Source organism: Micromonospora sp. BQ11 (assembly GCF_052068135.1).
Taxonomy (GTDB): domain Bacteria; phylum Actinomycetota; class Actinomycetes; order Mycobacteriales; family Micromonosporaceae; genus Micromonospora.
Genome location: NZ_JBQHDB010000004.1, coordinates 253,233 through 271,348, shown reverse-complemented (window position 1 = coordinate 271,348; position 18,116 = coordinate 253,233). Strand labels below are relative to the sequence as shown.

At 74.0% G+C, this 18,116-nt stretch carries 17 protein-coding genes; 8 read left to right on the top strand and 9 right to left on the bottom strand.

Going from position 1 to position 18,116, the window contains the following annotated elements; genetic code table 11:
• Nucleotides 1–59: 59 nt before the first annotated feature.
• Entirely contained in the window at nt 60–992 is a 933-nt protein-coding gene (locus ACTMSW_RS10890; protein ID WP_441180420.1) for an ABC transporter ATP-binding protein, read from the top strand.
• Nucleotides 989–1,807 carry an ABC transporter permease subunit gene (locus ACTMSW_RS10885; protein ID WP_441180419.1) on the top strand — a complete coding sequence of 273 codons (819 nt, stop codon included), beginning with the start codon at nt 989–991 and terminating at the stop codon, nt 1,805–1,807. The genes ACTMSW_RS10890 and ACTMSW_RS10885 overlap by 4 nt, the downstream gene beginning before the upstream one ends.
• Before the next feature lie 17 nt (nt 1,808–1,824).
• Here the strand turns inward: ACTMSW_RS10885 and ACTMSW_RS10880 are convergent, their stop codons facing one another.
• The 4 genes from ACTMSW_RS10880 to ACTMSW_RS10865 all read right to left on the bottom strand — a co-directional run bounded on the left by ACTMSW_RS10880 (nt 1,825) and on the right by ACTMSW_RS10865 (nt 6,025).
• Entirely contained in the window at nt 1,825–2,502 is a 678-nt protein-coding gene (locus ACTMSW_RS10880) for a response regulator (protein ID WP_441180418.1), read from the bottom strand.
• Nucleotides 2,499–4,052, bottom strand: coding sequence for a sensor histidine kinase (locus ACTMSW_RS10875; protein WP_441180417.1), 1,554 nt, complete (start codon nt 4,050–4,052; stop codon nt 2,499–2,501). Before ACTMSW_RS10875 ends, ACTMSW_RS10880 begins: the two co-directional genes overlap by 4 nt.
• Before the next feature lie 52 nt (nt 4,053–4,104).
• Nucleotides 4,105–4,809: a dethiobiotin synthase gene (gene bioD, locus ACTMSW_RS10870; RefSeq protein WP_441180638.1), complete on the bottom strand. Its 705-nt coding sequence runs from the start codon at nt 4,807–4,809 to the stop codon at nt 4,105–4,107.
• Between the two features lie 79 nt (nt 4,810–4,888).
• Nucleotides 4,889–6,025, bottom strand: a complete 1,137-nt coding sequence (locus ACTMSW_RS10865) for an 8-amino-7-oxononanoate synthase (RefSeq protein WP_441180416.1) — start codon at nt 6,023–6,025, stop codon at nt 4,889–4,891.
• Nucleotides 6,026–6,182: 157 nt separating this feature from the next.
• Here ACTMSW_RS10865 and bioB point away from each other — a divergent pair, with 157 nt between their 5' ends.
• Genes bioB through ACTMSW_RS10850 form a run of 3 tightly spaced genes read left to right on the top strand, consistent with a single transcriptional unit; the run spans nt 6,183 to nt 7,883 of the window.
• Nucleotides 6,183–7,178 carry a biotin synthase BioB gene (bioB, locus tag ACTMSW_RS10860; protein ID WP_441180415.1) on the top strand — a complete coding sequence of 332 codons (996 nt, stop codon included), beginning with the start codon at nt 6,183–6,185 and terminating at the stop codon, nt 7,176–7,178.
• A complete protein-coding gene (gene bsaP, locus ACTMSW_RS10855; RefSeq protein ID WP_441180414.1) occupies nt 7,178–7,372 on the top strand; it encodes a biotin synthase auxiliary protein BsaP in 195 nt (64 codons plus the stop codon). Before bioB ends, bsaP begins: the two co-directional genes overlap by 1 nt.
• 19 nt (nt 7,373–7,391) lie before the next feature.
• Nucleotides 7,392–7,883, top strand: coding sequence for a GNAT family N-acetyltransferase (locus ACTMSW_RS10850; protein WP_441180637.1), 492 nt, complete (start codon nt 7,392–7,394; stop codon nt 7,881–7,883).
• 1 nt (nt 7,884) lies between these two features.
• Here ACTMSW_RS10850 and ACTMSW_RS10845 read toward each other — a convergent pair whose 3' ends face one another.
• Together ACTMSW_RS10845 and ACTMSW_RS10840 are read right to left on the bottom strand one after the other, a co-directional pair.
• Nucleotides 7,885–8,409 carry a GNAT family N-acetyltransferase gene (locus tag ACTMSW_RS10845; RefSeq protein WP_441180413.1) on the bottom strand — a complete coding sequence of 175 codons (525 nt, stop codon included), beginning with the start codon at nt 8,407–8,409 and terminating at the stop codon, nt 7,885–7,887.
• Nucleotides 8,410–8,418: 9 nt separating this feature from the next.
• A complete protein-coding gene (locus tag ACTMSW_RS10840; protein WP_441180412.1) occupies nt 8,419–8,982 on the bottom strand; it encodes a DUF488 domain-containing protein in 564 nt (187 codons plus the stop codon).
• A gap of 124 nt (nt 8,983–9,106) precedes the next feature.
• Here ACTMSW_RS10840 and ACTMSW_RS10835 point away from each other — a divergent pair, with 124 nt between their 5' ends.
• Nucleotides 9,107–9,946 (top strand): hypothetical protein, encoded by an 840-nt coding sequence (locus tag ACTMSW_RS10835; RefSeq protein WP_441180411.1) that lies wholly within the window; start codon nt 9,107–9,109, stop codon nt 9,944–9,946.
• Nucleotides 9,947–10,121: 175 nt separating this feature from the next.
• Here ACTMSW_RS10835 and ACTMSW_RS10830 read toward each other — a convergent pair whose 3' ends face one another.
• Nucleotides 10,122–13,025 (bottom strand): glycoside hydrolase family 9 protein, encoded by a 2,904-nt coding sequence (locus tag ACTMSW_RS10830; RefSeq protein ID WP_441180410.1) that lies wholly within the window; start codon nt 13,023–13,025, stop codon nt 10,122–10,124.
• 389 nt (nt 13,026–13,414) lie between these two features.
• Between ACTMSW_RS10830 and ACTMSW_RS10825 the strand changes: the two genes are divergently transcribed.
• A complete protein-coding gene (locus ACTMSW_RS10825; RefSeq protein WP_441180409.1) occupies nt 13,415–14,158 on the top strand; it encodes an LPXTG cell wall anchor domain-containing protein in 744 nt (247 codons plus the stop codon).
• A gap of 357 nt (nt 14,159–14,515) precedes the next feature.
• A complete protein-coding gene (locus ACTMSW_RS10820; RefSeq protein ID WP_441180408.1) occupies nt 14,516–16,081 on the top strand; it encodes an aldehyde dehydrogenase family protein in 1,566 nt (521 codons plus the stop codon).
• A 122-nt stretch (nt 16,082–16,203) separates the two neighbouring features.
• Here the strand turns inward: ACTMSW_RS10820 and ACTMSW_RS10815 are convergent, their stop codons facing one another.
• Together ACTMSW_RS10815 and ACTMSW_RS10810 are read right to left on the bottom strand one after the other, a co-directional pair.
• Nucleotides 16,204–17,268: a GNAT family N-acetyltransferase gene (locus ACTMSW_RS10815; protein ID WP_441180407.1), complete on the bottom strand. Its 1,065-nt coding sequence runs from the start codon at nt 17,266–17,268 to the stop codon at nt 16,204–16,206.
• 141 nt (nt 17,269–17,409) lie between these two features.
• A complete protein-coding gene (locus ACTMSW_RS10810) occupies nt 17,410–18,108 on the bottom strand; it encodes an amino acid-binding protein (RefSeq protein WP_441180406.1) in 699 nt (232 codons plus the stop codon).
• Between the last annotated feature and the right edge of the window lie 8 nt (nt 18,109–18,116).

Below are 18,116 nucleotides of genomic sequence, written 5' to 3'. Positions count from 1 at the left end.
GGGCAGGGTGCTGCCGTTCGGGGGCGGCGCGGGCAGCGGGGTCGGACCTAGCGTCAGACATGATCACACTCAGCGGACTGACCAAGCGCTTCGGGCGTACGGTCGCGGTCGACGACCTGACCGTCGACATCGGGCCGGGCCGGGTCACCGGGTTCCTCGGCCCCAACGGAGCGGGCAAGTCCACCACCATGCGGATGGTGCTGGGACTGGACCGGCCCACCGCCGGGCAGGCGCTCGTCGGCGGACGGCCGTACCGGGAGCTGCGGCACCCGCTGCACGAGGTCGGGGCCCTCCTCGACGCCCGCGCTGTCCACCCCGCCCGGTCCGGGCGCGCGCACCTGCTGGCCATGGCGCGCAGCAACGGCATCCCGCCCCGCCGCGTGGACCAGGTGCTGGCGACCGTGGGGCTGGACGACCGGGCCGCGAGGAAGCCCGGCCGGACCCTCTCCCTCGGCATGGGCCAGCGACTCGGCATCGCCGGTGCGCTGCTCGGCGACCCGCCGGTGCTGATGTTCGACGAACCGGTCAACGGCCTCGACCCGGACGGGGTGCGCTGGGTCCGGCACCTCGCCCGGGACCTCGCCGCCGAGGGCCGGACCGTGCTGGTGTCCAGCCACCTGATGAGCGAGATGCAGCTGACCGCCGACCGGCTCGTCGTCATCGGTCGGGGCCGGCTGCTGGCCGACGCGCCCATCGACGAGGTGGTCGCCGGTGACCGGGGCGCCGTCCGGGTCCGCAGCCCGCACCCGCCGGACCTGGCGGTGCTCACCGCGCGGCTCGTCGCCGCCGGGGGCGGGGTCGAGCCCGCCGGCCCGGACGCCCTGACCGTCACCGGCCTGACCGCCGAACGGATCGGCGACCTCGCGTACGACCTGGGGATCCGGCTGCACGAGCTGAGCCCGCAGGAGGCGTCCCTGGAGCGGGCGTTCATGGCCCTGACCGCCGGCAGCGTCGAGTACGCCGCCACCCCGACCGGAGGCGAGCACCGATGACCACGACCACCGCACCCACCCGCCCCGCCCCGGCGGCGCCACCCCGAACCACCGGCGTGCTGACCGGCGCGGTCGCCGCCGAGTGGACGAAGATCTGGTCGGTCCGGTCCACGTGGTGGGCTCTGCTGGGCGGGGCGCTGCTGATGGCCGCCACCGCCGGCCAGCTGGCGATCTACGCGGCGAACGCCAACACCGACGATAATCCCGCGAACGACCTCGGGGTGCTCCCGGTGACCGACGTCGTGGTCGACGCGGTCGGGCTCACCCAGTTCGCCGTGCTGGCGCTCGGACTGCTCGCCGTCACCAGCGAGTTCACCACCGGAACCATCCGGACGACCATGCAGTGCACGCCGTCGCGTGGCCGCGTACTCCTGGCCAAGGCTCTGGTCACCGCGGCGGTGACCGTCCCCGCGGGGCTGCTGCTCGGCGGCATCGGTGTCCTGGTGGCCGGGCCGGTGCTGGGCCGCTGGGGCACCGTGCCGCCGGCCGCCACCGTCGGCGACCTGGTGGCCGTGGCGGTCTACCTCGCGCTGGTCGGCGTGCTCGCGCTCGGGCTCGCGGCGGTCCTGCGCAGCGCGGTGCTCACCCTGATCGTGCTGTTCCTGACACTGTCCGTCGTGCCGTCGGCCCTGCGCGAACTGGACGTCACCGCGCTGGACCGGATCGCCGACGCCCTGCCCGGGGAGGCCGGCGGGCACTTCCTCACCGGCGGCGGCGACCCGTACCCCCCGGCCGTCGGGCTCGCGCTGCTGACCGCGTGGACCGTCGCCGCGCTGCTGGCCGGCCGGGCCGCGCTGCGCCGCCGGGACGCGTGACACCGGGGCGGGGCGGGTCAGCCGGACGGCTCGACCAGCCCCGCCTCGTACGCGAGGATCGCCGCCTGCACCCGGTTGCGCACGTCGAGACGGGTGAAGATGCTGGTCAGGTAGCTCTTCACGGTGCCCTCCACCAGGTGCAGCCGGCGGGCGATCTCGGCGTTCGACAGGCCCGCGCCGACCAGTGCCAGCACCTGGAGTTCCCGCTCCGTCAGGGCCGCCAGCCGGTCCCGGGCCACCGGCCGGCGGGCCATCCGCCCACCGCCCAGCTCGATGACCCGGCGGGCCACCCGTGGCGACAGGTACGCGCCGCCGTCGGCCACCGCGCGCACCCCGGCGATCAACTCACGAGGATCGCCGGCCTTCAGCAGGAACCCGCTCGCCCCGTGCCCGAGCGCCCGGGCGACGTGGTCGTCCTCGCCGAACGTGGTCAGCATGACCGTGGCGGTCTCCGGCGCCAGGCGGCGGATCTCGGCGGCGGCGGACAGGCCGTCGAGCCTCGGCATCCGGATGTCCAGCAGCGCCACCCGGGGGCGGTGCGCCCGGACCAACTCGACCGCCGCCCGTCCGTCGGCGGCCTCACCGACCACCTCGATGCCCGGGTCCGTGGCGAGGATCGCCCGCACGCCGGCCCGGATCATCGCCTCGTCGTCGGCGAGGACCACCCGTACCGGTGCGGCCTGTTCGCTGGTCATTCCTTCACCCGCTCCTTGCTGACCAACCGGCCGTCGGCGAAGCAGAGCCGCCAGGTCGGCTGGGCCAGCGGGAAGCTTCCGTCGGTGTAGTGCTCGCAGCCCGCCCGGGCGACTTCCGGCGGCGTGAGCTGACGACGCGGCAGCCCGGTCAAAGTGGACCGCTCCGCCCCCACCGGCATCCGGGCGAACGTCTCCTCGTCGAGCACCGTGCCCGCCGTCGCGACGGGGTAGTAGATCAGCGCCAGCACTGCCGCGAGGCCGGCGGGCGCACCGAACGCCACCACCAGACTGCGCCGGACCCGCCGTCGGGCGTCCCGCAGCCGCCGCTCGGCCTCGCCGACACCCCCGGCTGCCGGCGCTCCGGCTGGTGGTCGCGGCGCACCCGGCTCCTCGGGCACCGCCCCGGCGAGCCGGGGCAGGCGGGCGTGCACCTCGAAACCGCCGTCCGGACGCGGACCGGCGGTGAGGACGCCACCGGCCACGCGTACCCGCTCGGTGAGGGCGAGCAGGCCGGAGCCGGTCGACGGCGGACCGGGCAGTGGCCCGGCCGGAGGGCGGCCGTTGACCACGCACACCGCGACCCGGCTCCCGTCCGCCTCCAGGGTCACGGTGACCGGCGCGCCCGGGGCGTACCGGGCCGCGTTGGTCAGCGCCTCGCGGACCACCCGGTGCACCGCCGAGGCGACCGTCGGCGGCAGGACCGGCAGGCCGTCGGACGGGGCGAGACGCACGTCCATCCCGGCCTCCCGGGCCCCGTCCACCAGGTCGGAGACGGTCTCGGTGGCCGGTCGGACGCTCTCCGGGCCGCCGTCCTCGCGCAGTACCCCGATGATGCCGTGCAGGCGTTCGGTGGCGGCGGCCACGCTGGCCCGCAGCTCCCCGGCCGCCGCCCGGTGCCGCGGGGGCAGGTCGTCAGCCAGTTCCAGGGCGGCGGCGCGCAGGGCGATCAGGCTCAGGTCGTGCCCCAGGGAGTCGTGCGTCTCCCGGGCGATCCGGGCCCGCTCCCGCAGTCGCACCCGCTCGGCCAGGCCCTCCCGCTCCCGTTGCCGGGCCTCGTCGTGGCGGCGCCGCGCCTCGACCAGGACCTCGTGCTGCCGCCGGTGCCGGCCCACCAGCCAGGGCAGGACCCCTCCGAAGAGCAGCACCGAGGCGAGCAGGAACCAGGTGGCCGCGCCGGTGCCGAGCAACACCAGGTTGAGCACCGTGCCGAGAGCGGCGATGGCGGCGAACGCGACCCCGGCCGGCAGCGCGGTCGTGGCCCGACGACCGGCCAGGAAGCTGAAGACCGGGATGACGAAGAGGAAGTTGCCGTCGAAGAGCGAGCCGGACACCACCAGGACCAGGGCCACCACCGGGAACCGCCGGCCCACCGCGACCGCGGCGGTGATCAGTGCCAGCCCGCCGACGAGGGTCGTCAGGGACAGCGCGTCGTACGGCGGCGAGAGCCCGGCGACCAGCAGCGGCCCGGCGGCCACCAGCCACAGCAGCGCGTCGGCGAGCCACCGCAGCCCGCCGCGCTCCGCCAACCGATCCCGCATCCCGCCCGGCACGGCGCCAGGCTACCCACGTCCGACCTGCCCGGACACCGACGAAAGTCAGGTGTCAGCTGATCTCCTCGGCCCACGCCCGCCAGTCGTCGAGCACACCGTGCAGCTCCGGAGTGAGCCACCCGGGCGCGGACCGCCGGAACACGCCGGGGTCCATCGCGCCGGCACCGGCCGGCAGCGCGCCGAGCAGGTTCGGCATCAGGTCGGTGACATTCATCCAGTGCACCAGCTCCGGCTCGGTGGGCCACGCGCCGATCACCACCCCGGCCGGTACGGCCCGGCGCTCCAACGCCTCCAGGGTCAGTGCGGTGTGGTTGAGCGTGCCCAGGCCGGCACGGGCCACCACCACCGCCGGGCAGCCGAGCGACACGGCGAGGTCCGCCACGGTCCACGGCTCCCCCGACGGCCGCAGTCCCATCGGCACCAGCAGGCCGCCGGCACCCTCGACCAGCACCAGGTCGTGCTTGTCGACCTCCTCACGGACCGCGTCGACGGCCGCGTACAGCTCCAGCGGCGGCAGCTCCGCGACCCGGGCCGCGGCCAACGGGGCGAGCGGGTCAGGGAAACTCGCCAGGGTGCGGCCGGTCAACGGGGCGGCCAGCCGGGTCACCGCGTCCACGTCGCCGGGCTCGCCGGTCCCCGTACCGGTCTGGCCGGGTTTGATCACCGCGACCCGCAGTCCGGCGGCCTGCGCCGCCGCCGTGATCGCCGCGGTGACCACGGTCTTGCCCACCTCGGTGTCGGTGCCGGTCACCAGCACCGGCCCCCGCCACGGATCGCTCACGGCGCCACCTCGGTTCGCGACTGCGGGGCTCGCAGACCCGGCTCACTCCTCGCGCTCACGGTTGACACTCCACGATGACCTCCAGGGCTCGCTCGAACTCCGCCCGGGGCACCCCGGCGCCGATGGTCAGGCGCAGGCGGGAACGGCTGTCGGGGGTCGACGGCGGGCGGAAGCAGCCCACGGCGACGCCCCGGTCGCGGCAGTCCGCCGCCCAGGCGGTCGCCGCCTCCGGACCGGGCGCGGTCACCGAGACCACCGCCGCGTCGGGAGCGGACACGTCCAGTCCGGCCGCGCGCAGCCGGCGGACCGCCAACGCCGCCCGGTCGATCAGCTCGGCCCGCAGGTCGTCGCCCGCACGGGCCAGCTCGACGGCGGCGTGCACGCCGGCCACCACCGCCGGGGGCGGTGCGGTGTCGAAGATGAAGGTCCGCCCGGTCTCGACCAGGTGGCGGACGAACGCGGCCGGACCGGCGACCACGCCGCCCGCCCCGCCGAGCGCCTTGGAGAGGGTGGCGGTGACCACCACGTCCGACGCACCGGCCAGCCCGGCGGCGGCCACGCCACCGGCACCGGCCGGGCCGGTCACGCCGAGCGCGTGCGCGTCGTCGACCAGCAGCAGGGCGCCGTGCGCGCGGGCCACGGCGTGCAGGTCGGCCAACGGCGCGAGGTCGCCGTCGACGGAGAAGACCGACTCGGTGACCACCACGGCGGGCCGGCCCGGGGCAACGGCGAGCGCGGCGGCCACCGCCGCCACGTCGGCGTGCGGGGTCACCACGGTCTCCGCGCCAGAGATCCGGCACCCGTCGATCAGCGAGGCGTGGTTGTGGGCGTCGGAGACGAGCAGCGTACGCGGCTGCACCAGGGCCCGGACCGCGCCGAGGTTGGCCAGGTAGCCGGAGGAGAAGACGAGCGCCCGCTCGGCGCCGAGCCAGTCGGCGAGGGCGTCCTCCAGGGCGTGGTGGGCGTCGGTGGACCCGCGTACCAGACGCGACCCGGTGGCCCCCAGCCCGTACGCGGCCAGCGCCCGGCCGGCGGCGGCGGTGACCTCGGGGTGGGTGGCCAGGCCGAGGTAGTCGTTGCCGGCGAGGTCGACCACGGCGTCGCCGGCGGCCCGCGGATGCAGCCGGCGGGTCAGTCCCGCCTTCGCGCGCAGCTCGGCGCGGCGGTCGAGTGCCGTCAGCCAGTCCGCCACCGTCACCCCTCACCGCTGTCACCCGGGCGGTCCGCCCGGCCGCTTCCGCCGGGCGAAATTACCACCCGCCGGTACCCGACCGGCATTTCCACCCCAGCCCCGCCGGCCGACACGCGGGCCGTTCTCCCCCGCCGGGCGGCCTTGTAGGGTACGAGCCATGCCAGAGATCCTCGACCAGGCCCGTACCCAGGTGCTGGAGAACGGCGTCGGCCTCGACGAGGCCGGTGTCCTCGCCGTGCTGAACCTGCCCGACGAGCACCTGCCCGCCGCCCTCCAGCTCGCCCACGACGTGCGGATGCGTTGGTGCGGCCCGGAGGTCGAGGTCGAGGGCATCGTCTCGCTGAAGACCGGCGGCTGCCCGGAGGACTGCCACTTCTGCTCGCAGTCCGGCCTGTTCACCTCCCCGGTCCGGTCGGTCTGGCTGGACATCCCCTCGCTGGTCGAGGCGGCGAAGCAGACCGCGAAGACGGGGGCGACCGAGTTCTGCATCGTCGCCGCCGTGCGGGGTCCGGACGCCCGACTCATGAAGCAGATGCGCGAGGGTGTGGCCGCGATCAAGGCCGAGGTCGACATCCAGGTCGCGGCGTCGCTCGGCATGCTCAGCCAGGAGCAGGTCGACGAGCTGGTCGACATGGGCGTGCACCGCTACAACCACAACCTGGAGACCTGCCGCTCGTACTTCCCGAACGTGGTCACCACGCACTCGTGGGAGGAGCGCTGGGAGACCCTGCGGATGGTCCGCGAGTCCGGCATGGAGGTCTGCTGCGGCGGTATCCTCGGCCTCGGCGAGACCGTCGAGCAGCGCGCCGAGTTCGCCGCGCAGCTCGCCGAACTGGACCCGCACGAGGTCCCGTTGAACTTCCTCAACCCCCGCCCCGGCACCCCGCTCGGCGACCGCCCCGTGGTGGAGGGCAAGGACGCGCTGCGCGCCATCGCCGCCTTCCGGCTCGCGATGCCGCGGACGATCCTCCGGTACGCGGGCGGCCGGGAGATCACCCTCGGCGACCTCGGCACCCGTGACGGGCTGCTGGGTGGCATCAACGCGGTGATCGTCGGTAACTACCTGACCACCCTCGGTCGGCCGGCGACGGCGGACCTCGACCTGCTCGAGGACCTGAAGATGCCGGTCAAGGCGCTCTCCTCGACGCTGTGATGTCGACGGTGACGGGCACGTGGTGCGACCGCTGCGGCGAGGCCGCAGCGGTCGGGTCGCACGACGGGTGCGCGGCGGCGCGGACGCTCGAACCGCCCCGCTACTGCGGTCACTGCCGCCGACGCATGAAGGTGCAGGTGCTGCCGGTCGGCTGGTCGGCGGTCTGCGTCGAGCACGGCGAGATCCGGGGCTGACGCCGTGCTGCGCGGGCGGATGGTGACCCTGCGGCCGATGACCGCCGAGGACGTGGAGGCGCTCGCGGCGATCCGCGCCCAGCCCGAGGTGCGGCGCTGGTGGCGCGGCGGCGACGACCTCGCCGCCGCCGTCCGCGCGGACCTCGACGACGAGGGCCTCACCGTGTACGCGGTGGAGCACGACGGCCGGGTCGTCGGCGCGATCCAGTGGTACGCCGAGGACGACCCGGACTACCGGCACGCCAGCATGGACATCTTCCTCGACCCGGCGGTACGCGGTGCCGGGCTGGGCGGTGACGCGATCCGCACCCTCGTGCGGTACCTGGTCGACGAGTACGGCCACCACCGCTTCACCATCGACCCGGCGGCGGCGAACACCGCGGCCATCCGCGCGTACGCCAAGGTCGGCTTCCGGCCGGTCGGCGTCCTACGACGGTACGAGCGCGGCGCCGACGGCCGCTGGCACGACGCCGTCCTGATGGACCTCCTGGCCGAAGAACTGGCCGACTGACTCAGCGGGCAGCGATCCAGTAGCGGCGCGTCCGCCCCAGCTCGGTGTCCCGGACGTCCTCCAGCACCCCGCCGTGCCGCTCGATGGTGCGCGCCGAGGCGACGTTGTCGTCGTTGCAGGTCACCAGGGCCGGGTCGATACCGCGCCGCCCGGCCTCGGCGAGCGCCGCGCCGAGCGCGAAGGTCGCCAGGCCGCGCCGCCGGGCCGACGGGCGTACGCCGTAGCCGATGTGCCCGCCGGCGCGCCACAGGAAGTCGTTGAGACGCAGCCGCAGCGAGACCGCCCCCAGCACCTCGTCGTCCTCGACGATCCACCAGTAGCGGGCCGGCACCCGGCCCGCCGGCAGCCGGGCCTCGTCCTCGCCGGCGCGCAACCGGTCCACCCAGTCGGCGAAACCCTGGGGCGTGTCCACGTCGTCGTCCGGCCCCAGCCCGCTGCCGTCCTGATGCACGCCCCGCCCCCAGTCGTCCCGGGCGGCGAGCCAGGACCGGTGCAGGCGGGCGGTCGGGGTGATCAACCCAGGCATGCGGAGAGGCTAGCCGGGCGGTTCCGGTGCGGGCGACGGGGTTTCCGTGGCGTCGCCGTCCCAGACGAGGTGACCGTCCGGGAGGCGGCGGGCGCCCTCGGCCGGGCGGTGGAGGCTGAGCCGGCCTTTCGGCATGAGGTGCCGCACCTCGACTCCGCGCGCGAGCACGACGACGTCCGCGATCAGCCGCCGGTGGCAGCGCCACCACACGCTCTCGCTGCACATCACCACGGTGGTCCGTCGGGCCGCGTCGCCGAGCAGCTCGTCCAACGCCGCGTCGAACTCCGCCGAGCGGGTGTGGGCCGCGTACGCCCGGAACGCGGCGACCGTCCACCAGGTGTCCGGCTCGGTCACGCCGGCCGCAGTATGCCGGCGACCACCGAGGCGCGGCTCCCAGCGGTAGTCGATCCCGACCTCCGGAAGCCAGCGTTCGAGCTCCTCCCGACGGAAGTCCGGATTGGTCCGACTAGCCGGGTAGCGCCGCACGTCGACGACCAACGCCACTCCCGCCCCCCGCAGCAGCTCCCCCAGCCCGGCCCGGCCCGCCGCCCCATGCCCGACAGTCACCAGCATCCTCCCCATGTTGCCGCAGATCTTGGCGAGTTGCCGTTCACACCGAACGACAACTCGCCAAGATCTCGGGAGCGTCCGTAGACGGGGCGGCGCGCGGACGGTGCCAGTGGCCACACTGGTGCGCGTGTTGCCCGCGCTGCCCGCCGACGGGGCCGACGCCCTGGACTGGCTGGCCTTCGAACAGTCCGGTGTCGTGACCACCGCCCAGGTCACCCGACTGCTCACCGAAGGTGTCGTCCGCGGCCTGGTCCGCGCCGGACGCTGGCGATCGATCTGCCGGGGAATCGTCCTCACTGGCAACGGGCGGCTGAGCCGTGACCAGCAGTTGTGGGTGGCGGTTTTGGCCGCCGGGCCACGGGCGGTACTGGCCGGGGTGACCGCCGCCGCCGAGGCCGGCGTACGGGGGCTTCGGACCGAACCCCTGCACGTCCTGGTCCCCGCCGGCCGGCACGTGGCGACGCTGCTGCGCCGGCTTCCGATCGACATGCCCGCCGTCGTGGTGCACCGCACGGCGGTGCTGCCCGACGCCCATCTCCAACTCGCCCCGCCGCCCCGGACGACGGCGGCCCGGGCCGTGGTGGACGCAGCCGGGTGGGCCCGGAGCGACGAGGAGGCCCGGTCGGTGCTGGCGTCCGCCTGTCAGCAACGTCGGGTGTTGCCGGAAGAGATCGCCGCGGTGCTCGACACGCTGCCCCGGGCGCGGCGACGGCAGCTCATCCGGCGAACCACGGCGGACATCGCCGGCGGGGCGGAAGCCCTGTCCGAGCTGGACTTCCTGGCGCTGTGCCGGCGACACCGACTGCCCCGGCCCGACCTGCAGCACCGCCGCGCCGACGCCACCGGCCGCGTCCGGTTCCTCGACGCGTACTGGCGGGAGTGGGGGCTGCACGTCGAGGTGGACGGGTCTCACCACATGGACGTCCGGCATTGGGCGGCGGACATGCGACGACAGAACGACATCTGACCACGGGGGACCGCATCCTGCGCTTCCCCGCCTGGCTGGTCCGCACCCGCCCCGACGAGGTGGCGGAAACCGTCCGCCGTGCGCTCACGGCGGCCGGCTGGCGACCCGAGACGTGAATCTTGGCGAGTTGCCGTTCGGGTGGAACGGCAACTCGCCAAGATCTCGACACGGAGACTCAGGCGACGGTGCAGGGGACGCCGTTGAGGGTGAAGCTGGTCGGCTTCGGGTTGCTGCCGGTGTGGGTGCCGTTGAAGCCGATGCCCGTCGACGCCCCCGGCGCCAGCGAGCCGTTGTAGGACAGGTTCGTCGCGGTCACCGCCGTGCCGGTCTGGGCGTACGTGGCCGACCAGCCCTGCCCGACCCGCTGGGACGACAGCGGGAACGCGAACGCCAGGGTCCAGCCGTCGACGGTGGCCGTTCCGGTGTTGGTGATCGTGATGGTCGCGGTGAAGCCGGTGCTCCAGTCGCTGGTCGCGTACGTCACCCGGCAGGCGCCGGCGGCCGGCGGGTCCGCGGTGGTGACGGTGACCGGCGCGGACGCCGCGGAGGTGTTGCCGGCCGCGTCGACGGCCACCACGTGGAAGGTGTACGCCGTGGATGCGGTCAGCCCGGTCACCGCCAGCGTGGTGCCGGTGGGCGACCCGACCAGGACGTCACCGCTGCCGGTGCGGCGGTGGACGCGGTAGCCGGTGACGCCCACGTTGTCGGTCGACGCCGCCCAGCTCAGGGTCAGCCCGGTGGCGGTGACCGCCGAGGCGGTCGGGGTGCCCGGTGCGGTCGGCGCGGTGGTGTCCGGCGCGGGTCGGGCCGGCGTGGTCACCGAGACCGTCGGCGAGGTCGTGGACCGGTTGCCGGCACCGTCGCGGGCCCGTACCGAGAACTGGTACGTCCGCTCCGGCGTGAGCCCGGTGACGGCGAGGCTGGTGGTCGAGGTGGTGAGCAGCACCAGCGCGTCGCTGCCGACCTGCGCCTGGGTGATCTCGTAGCCGGCCAGTCCACTGCCGCCGGTGTCGGTGGAGGCCGGCCAGGTCAGGGTCAGCCCGGTCGCCGTCACCGACGAGGCGACCGGGGTACCGGGCGCGGTGGGCGCGGTGGTGTCGGGAGTGGCCGGTCCGGGCTCCTCACCCCAGACCCGCGTGCCACCGCGGTAGAGCGGAACCTTGCGGTTCGGCCCGGCGGTCGCCTGGTACGACGGATCGTTGGTCGGGTCCCAGGTGCCACCCTCCGGTACGCCGATCTTGAACTGCACCTCCATCCGGTGCGCGGACTGGCCGGCCGGGGCGATGGTGTGTCCGGTGCAGGCGACCTCGACGTACCAGAGGTCGCCGGAGACCTGGCGGGCCGTGGACGGCGACGGGCAGCCCTGGGTGTAGCCGGGGGTGACCACCGCGGCGGCCGTGCCCTCGGCGCGGAAGTAGTAGCGGAAGCGCCCGTCGGTGAGGGCGCGGGCCGGGTAGGCGGACCGGTTGTAGATGATCGCCTTGAGCCCGGTGGCCCGGGGCTCGGCCTGCATCACCGTGGTCTCGACCGTCAACTCGTCCCGGTCGGGGGTCTCGGCGACCGGGAAGCCGGCGAGCGGGGCGCCGCCGTGCTTGGCGACGAGCCCGGCGAGGGCGGAGGTGAAGCCGGCGTTGTAGTCGGTGGCGACCTCGTTCATCACGTAGTCGGAACGGCTGTCGCTGTAGGCGTCGTTGGCCGACGACGGGCCGCCGACCAGCGCGCCGTAGAGCACGTGCCGGGTCTCCTCCGGGACCGTCTGGCTGTCCCACCAGGAGCCGTGGGCGGTGCGGTGGTGCGGGTTCTTCGGTGGGTTGGCGCCGAACCCGATGACGTAGCTGGAGTTGCGCGGGTTGTCGCCGAGCGCGTAGTTGATCTGCCGCAGCGCGAAGTCCGCGTACCGCGCCTTGCGGGTCGCGTCGGTGATGTGGTCACCGTGCAGCAGGGCGACGAAGCTGGTGTTCGCGGCGTAGCGCAGCGCGCCCCAGGAGTCGAGCACCGCCATCCCGCCGGGCGAGTACGGCACCCGCTGCCCGTTGACGCCGACGGTCCAGTAGTCGAGCCACCGGTTGGCGTCGTCGAGGTACTTCTGCTTGCCGGTCAGTCGCGCCAGCAGCACGTACGCGCCGTACTGCTTGTTGTCCCAGGCGATCGTCCACTTGTAGGACTTGGTGGTGGTCTGGTTCTCGTTGCCGAGCTTGTCGTACTCGCTCTCGGCCTTGGCCAGGTAGCTGGCCTCGCCGGTGGCCCGGTACAGCCAGATCGCGCCCCAGACCAGCTCGTCCTGCCACCCGCTCCAGGAGCGGTAGAAGCTGGTCGCGTCGGTGATGCACTCGTGGTAGCTCTTCCGCACCGTGTCGGCGAACGTGTAGAGCTGCCGGGCGTGGCCGAGCAGCTTGTCGGCGTAGGCGGCGTCGGTGGGCCGGAAGACCATGGACGAGGCGGCCATCGCGGCCGCCGTCTCCCCCGCCAGGTCCGCACCGCCGCAGCTCGCATCGATCTTGTACGCGGGCCGCGCCATCGGCATCACCTCGGCCGGGCCCCACCACTTGTGGTCGTCGTCGCCCTTGCCGACCTGTCCGTAGAGGACGTTCGGCGCCGGGTGCGCCTTGACGAACCAGTCGTTGACGAAGCGCAGGTTGTTGAGCAGGTGCGGCAGCTGCCCGGAGGCGACGTAGCCGTCCCGGTACTCGACCGCTCCCCAGGCCAGCATGGTGGCGCTGAACGCCATCGGGAAGCCGAACTTGACGTGGTCGCCGGCGTCGTACCAGCCGCCGGTCAGGTCGAGGCCGACGTCGGCGCCGTCGGTCAGCGCGGAGTCGCCCCGCCAGGAGACGCGGTTCCAGGACGGCTTCCGGCCGGACTGCTGCGCCTCGTAGAAGAAGAGCGACTTCTGCAGCGCCTCGGCGTAGTTGAAGGCGGGGGCGGCGGCAGCCGCAGCGGCGGCGGGAGGAGCTGCGGAGACGGGTGCCGGTGCGGCGGTCAGGGTGAGCCCGACGGCGAGGGCCGCGCCGGCGGCGAGCAGGCGACGCGGCCAGGGCTGGTCGGCCGGTGTTCGCCAGGGGCGTCTCGGTTGGTGCATGACGGTTGCTCCTGTCGGTGGTGCCGCCGGCTCGCCGGCCGTGGGGCGCGTGACGGCGACGCCGGGCTTCGGCGTGCCGGCGGCGGGTGGTGGTGGGGTGAACCATGGACCGGGAGCGCTCCCATGGATAAGCGACAATGTAATCGGAGCGTCACCCGTTTGTGAAGGGCGGCCATCGTGGACGGCGCCGCGGCCCTCGGAACGACATCCGCAGCGTCACACCCGCCGAATGCGTTACGCCGACACGCCTGCGGAGCGTGACCAATTCCATCGAAGCATTCGATGAACCCGCAGGTAGCCCAAGTAAGAGCCGATCATCTGATGTCGCGCACGGTGACCGTCCGTGCGATCATGTGCTGTCCCCTCGATCAATCCCGGAGGAAATCCTCATGCCACAGCGTCGGCGCGTGGTGCGCGCGGCTGTTTCCACTGCCGCCGCCGCGGCCTGCCTCACCCTCGCGACTCCCGCGTGGGCGTCCAGCACGGTCCCGCTCCACACCGCCCACAAGGGCTCGACCGCAGCCGGCTTCCAGCAGGAGTGCGGCGACGAGCGGATGGCCAACCGCCCCGCCGACCACGACGGCTGGCACTTCGTCCTCCCCACGAAGGAGGGCGGCAACTTCGAGACCCTGACGCTGACCTTCTCCGACGGCAGCACCACGGTCACCGTCAAGGTGCCGGACGCCACGGACGCCTACCCGGACGCCTTCTACTCCACCGGCGGCAAAAACCCCCAGGTCAAGCACGCCTACGTCTTCACCCCCGCCGGGTGGAAGCTGGTCGACGGCACGGCCACCGTCAGCGGCACCGCCGCCAAGTTCAACCTGAGCCACACCTGTGCCGGCACCGGCACCCCGGGGACGCCGGGCACGCCCACGCCGGGCACGCCCACGCCCACGACCCCGGCCCCGACGACGCCGGGAACCCCGGGCGACTCGGAGAGCCCGAGCACCCCGGGCGGCTCCGGCACGCCGACGCCGGGTGGCGGTGGCGGCGGCGAGGACGACGGAGGCCTGCCGGTCACCGGTGTCGCCGGCACCAGCATCGCGCTCACCGGCCTCGCCCTGATCGGTGGTGGCGTGGCGCTGACCGTGCTGCGTCGTCGCCGGGACAGCATCACCTTCACCAGCTGATCACGGCTCGTACCACTGAAACGGCCGCCGGGCAGTCGCCCGGCGGCCGTTTCGCCGTCTCCGCACCATGGCTGCGGAATCGGTCACGGCCGCTGCGCGGTACTGACGGGTAACCCGTCTCCATGTCATCCGGAGATACGTCACACCATCGATCTACATCAATTATAAACGTTCGTTTTTCCTGCTCAGATGCAGTGCGTAAGGTGCGGAAAGTGTGGCACGCCGGTTCGCGCACGGGTCTGCGCGTCCTGACATACGAACGTACTGTTGCCGCCCCGTCGCACGGCACGCGACAGTACGCGGCACCAGCGGTGCCATCGACGCCGCCGCTCCCCGGACCACCCTGAGGAGGATGCGATGGCTCTACGACTCGCTGACGGAACCGCCTGGTCGGACACTCTCGCCCGCGCGGTCGCCGCCACCCCGGAGGCGTTCGGATCCGAGGTCGACGGCGTCACCACCCTGCACAACCTGATCGAGGGCGAGTGGCGGGCCGTGGGCTCGCCCGGTGCCGTCCGTACGCCCGTGGACAACACCGTCCTGGTCAACCTGCCCCGCCTGGACGCGCGGGCCGCCCGCGCCGCCGTGGCGCACGCCACCGCCGCGCACCGGGACTGGGCGGAGACGCCCCTCGCCGAACGCAAGGCCCGGGTCACCGAGGCGGTGGACGCCCTCACCGCCCACCGCGACCTGCTCGCCATGCTGCTGGTCTGGGAGATCGGCAAGCCGTGGCGGCTCGCCTGCGCCGACGTCGACCGCGCCCTCGACGGCGTTCGGTGGTACGTCGACGAGATCGACCGGATGCTCGCCGAGGGCCGGGAACCGCTGCCCGGCCCGGTCAGCAACATCGCCTCCTGGAACTACCCGATGAGCGTGCTCGTGCACGCCGAACTCGTGCAGCTCCTGGCCGGCAACGCGGTGATCGCCAAGACCCCGTCGCAGGGCGGCGCGGTCTGCCTCACCGTGGCGCACGCGCTCATGCGCCGCGCCGGGCTCCCCGCCGCTCTCGTCTCCGGCAGCGGCGAGGAGCTGTCCGAAGTGTTGGTCCGGGCTCCCGAGATCGGCGCGGTGGCCTTCGTCGGCGGGCGCTCCAACGGCGGGAAGGTCGCCGCCGCGCTGCTGGACACCGACAAGCGGCACTTCATCGAGCAGGAGGGCCTCAACGCCTGGGGCGTCTGGGACTTCTCCCAGTGGGACCTGCTCGCCGCGCACCTCAAGAAGGGCTTCGAGTACGGCAAGCAGCGCTGTACCGCGTACCCCCGCTTCGTCGTGCAGCGGGACCTCGTCGACGAGTTCCTCGACATGTACCTGCCCGTGGTGCGTTCCGTCCGGTTCGGACACCCGCTCGCCGTCGGCGACGACTGGTCCACCGGCGACGCGCTGCCGGAGCTGGACTTCGGTCCGCTGATCAGCGCCGCCAAGGCCGACGAGCTGCGCCGCAAGGTCGACGAGGCGGTACGCGGCGGCGCGATCCCGCTGCACCGCGGCAAGCTCGACGGCGCACCCTTCCTCGACGGGCAGGACACCTCCGCGTACGTGGCGCCGTCGGTGCTGCTGGCCCCGCCCGGCCGGTCCCGCCTGATGCACGCCGAGCCGTTCGGGCCGGTCGACACCATCGTCGTGGTGGACACCACCGACGAGCTGCTGGCCGCGATGAACGCCTCCAACGGCGCGCTGGTCGCGTCGCTCGCCTGCGACGACGAGGATCTCGCCGCGAAGCTCGCCGTCGACCTGCAGGCGTTCAAGGTGGGCATCAACAAGCCGCGCTCCCGGGGGGACCGGGACGAACCCTTCGGCGGCCGGGGCGCCTCGTGGAAGGGCGCCTTCGTCGGTGGCGACCTGCTGGTGCAGGCGGTCACCGTCGGCGGCGACGGAAGGCTCTACGGCAACTTCCCCGACTACAGCAGCTACCCCACCACCTGACCGCCGCGGTGCAAGGAAGGGCCCCCTGTTAACGCATTCCGCATAGCAGGGGGCCCCTGTTAACGCTCCACATCGCCCGATCGAGCCGCCGTTAACAAGGGGCCCTTCCTCTACCGCAGGCGTTAACGGGGGGCCCTTCCTTGCACCTTTGCGGGGTGGGGCGTCGTGAGCGGGACAGTGAGGGTGATCAGCGCGCCGTCGTGCTCGGCCGTCGTCGGGCGACCGAGCCGGCGCAGCGTCCGCAGCATCGGCGCGTTGTCGGCCTGCACGTGCAGCACCAGAGCCGCGTACCCGGCCATGTCGGCCTGCCGGACCAACCGGCGCAGCAGCGCCGAGCCGAGCCCCCGCCGCTGCCAGTCGTCGCGCACCAGCAGCGCCACCTCGGCCTCGTCGCCCTCGGCCAGCAGGTTCGCCATCGCGACCACCGGATCCGCCGCCCCGTCGGAGCCGGCGGCCGTCGCCAGTAGGGTCAGCCCGCGCGCCGGCTCCAGCAGCCGCCGCAGTCGGACCGGCGCGGGTACGGCCGCACCGCCCAGGTAGCGGCGGTGCCGGGTGCGTGTCGAGGACCGCTGGTGCAGCTCCACCACAGCGGTCAGGTCATCGGCGACCGCCGGCCGTACGCCCAGCTCGGCCCCGTCGGGCAGGACCAGGGTGACGTGCTCGACGGCCCGGCGTCCGACGGTGGCCGCCAGCTCGACCAGGGCCTGCGCCCGCGCGTACTCGGCCGGGGTGAACCCGGGGGCGGCACGTCGCAGCGCGTAGGACCCGCCGCCCGGATCGGCGAGCACCATGGTGGTGCCGGAGATCCCCGCCGCCTCGGCCCGGGCCGGCCGCCAGGTGACGGTGTCCGCGCCGAGCAGCGCGCGCAGGGCCTCCCCGGTTCCGTCCGGGTCCCGGACCAGGCGGCTGGCCAGACCGAGCACCCGGGTGGGCTGGTCCGCCAGCCCGCGCGCCTCGCTGCGCGCCACCCAGCAGTCCCGGCCCCGTCCCCGCTCCACGGCGGCGAGGAGGTCGGCCTCGTCGAGGGTGTCCGGCGCGTCGACCAGGAAATCGTCGACCGCGCCCTGTTCGGTCGTGTGCACCTGCACGGTGAGGATGTTGACCCCACGCAACGCCAGGCTCGCGGTGAGGACCGACAGGTAGCCCGGTCGGTCGTCCACGGTCGCCCGGATCCACCAGAGCGTCATGGTTGTCTCCCTTCCCCGGGTACGACCCTCGCCGCCGGCTGTTGCCGGCCGGTTGCCTCAGGGTGACGGGTCCGGTTCCGCCGGTGCGGTCTGCGCCACACCCGTGGCCCGGGCTCGCGTACCCGGGCCACGGGCCGTCGCTCAGGTGGTCACCGGCGGGGCGCCCACCAGGTCGAGCCGGTCGCCGAGGATCACCGCGCTGGCCCGTACCAGCTGCGCCAGCCGGTCCACCTCGGTGGAGTGGAAGGCCGGGGCGGCGAGCGTGTCGCTGCGCTCCCGCGCCACCAGCAGGACCAGGCCCGCCCGACCGAACGGCGCGACCGCGAAGTGGTCGCCCTCGGCCGTGGTGATCGCCCGGGCCCGCAGCGGCGTGATCTCGGGCAGCCGGGGCGGCACCGGGGCCCGCCAGCTCGCGTGCCCGACGGTCGCCTCGCTGCCCGCCCCTGCGCGGGACGCCCAGTCGACCGGGACGACCGCCGCCACCGCCCAGTCGGCGGCCAGCAGGCCGGGCACCGCGTCGACCAGGGTGACCAGTCCGTCGACCGGGTTGCCGGCCACCTGCGCCAGCAGCTCCGCGTCCTGGCCGGTCGTGGTGGGCGCGCCGATCGCCCGCCACACCCCGTCGACCCGCACGCCGGGGATCGCCGCCAGACCGGCCAGCAGCCGCTCCACCCGCGCCGCGCCGGGCCACACCACGGTGAAGTCGTCCACCGCGCGCCCGCCGAGCCGTTCCAGCACCACCACCTGGACGATGTCCGCACCGGACACGCCCATGGTGCGGGCCACCTGGCCGAGGGTGCCCGGACGATCCGGCAGGGTGACCCGAACTCGCAGCAACATCGGTGAAT

What these genes read in the sequence shown, in the direction of transcription:
- ACTMSW_RS10850 (WP_441180637.1), top strand. Translation starts at nt 7,392, where the DNA reads ATGGTGACCCTGCGGCCGATGACCGCCGAGGACGTGGAGGCGCTCGCG.
- bioB (WP_441180415.1), top strand. Translation starts at nt 6,183, where the DNA reads ATGCCAGAGATCCTCGACCAGGCCCGTACCCAGGTGCTGGAGAACGGC.
- ACTMSW_RS10815 (WP_441180407.1), bottom strand. Translation starts at nt 17,268, where the DNA reads ATGACGCTCTGGTGGATCCGGGCGACCGTGGACGACCGACCGGGCTAC.
- ACTMSW_RS10885 (WP_441180419.1), top strand. Translation starts at nt 989, where the DNA reads ATGACCACGACCACCGCACCCACCCGCCCCGCCCCGGCGGCGCCACCC.
- ACTMSW_RS10830 (WP_441180410.1), bottom strand. Translation starts at nt 13,025, where the DNA reads ATGCACCAACCGAGACGCCCCTGGCGAACACCGGCCGACCAGCCCTGG.
- ACTMSW_RS10890 (WP_441180420.1), top strand. Translation starts at nt 60, where the DNA reads ATGATCACACTCAGCGGACTGACCAAGCGCTTCGGGCGTACGGTCGCG.
- bsaP (WP_441180414.1), top strand. Translation starts at nt 7,178, where the DNA reads ATGTCGACGGTGACGGGCACGTGGTGCGACCGCTGCGGCGAGGCCGCA.
- ACTMSW_RS10845 (WP_441180413.1), bottom strand. Translation starts at nt 8,409, where the DNA reads ATGCCTGGGTTGATCACCCCGACCGCCCGCCTGCACCGGTCCTGGCTC.
- ACTMSW_RS10825 (WP_441180409.1), top strand. Translation starts at nt 13,415, where the DNA reads ATGCCACAGCGTCGGCGCGTGGTGCGCGCGGCTGTTTCCACTGCCGCC.
- ACTMSW_RS10840 (WP_441180412.1), bottom strand. Translation starts at nt 8,982, where the DNA reads ATGCTGGTGACTGTCGGGCATGGGGCGGCGGGCCGGGCCGGGCTGGGG.
- ACTMSW_RS10810 (WP_441180406.1), bottom strand. Translation starts at nt 18,108, where the DNA reads ATGTTGCTGCGAGTTCGGGTCACCCTGCCGGATCGTCCGGGCACCCTC.
- ACTMSW_RS10880 (WP_441180418.1), bottom strand. Translation starts at nt 2,502, where the DNA reads ATGACCAGCGAACAGGCCGCACCGGTACGGGTGGTCCTCGCCGACGAC.
- ACTMSW_RS10820 (WP_441180408.1), top strand. Translation starts at nt 14,516, where the DNA reads ATGGCTCTACGACTCGCTGACGGAACCGCCTGGTCGGACACTCTCGCC.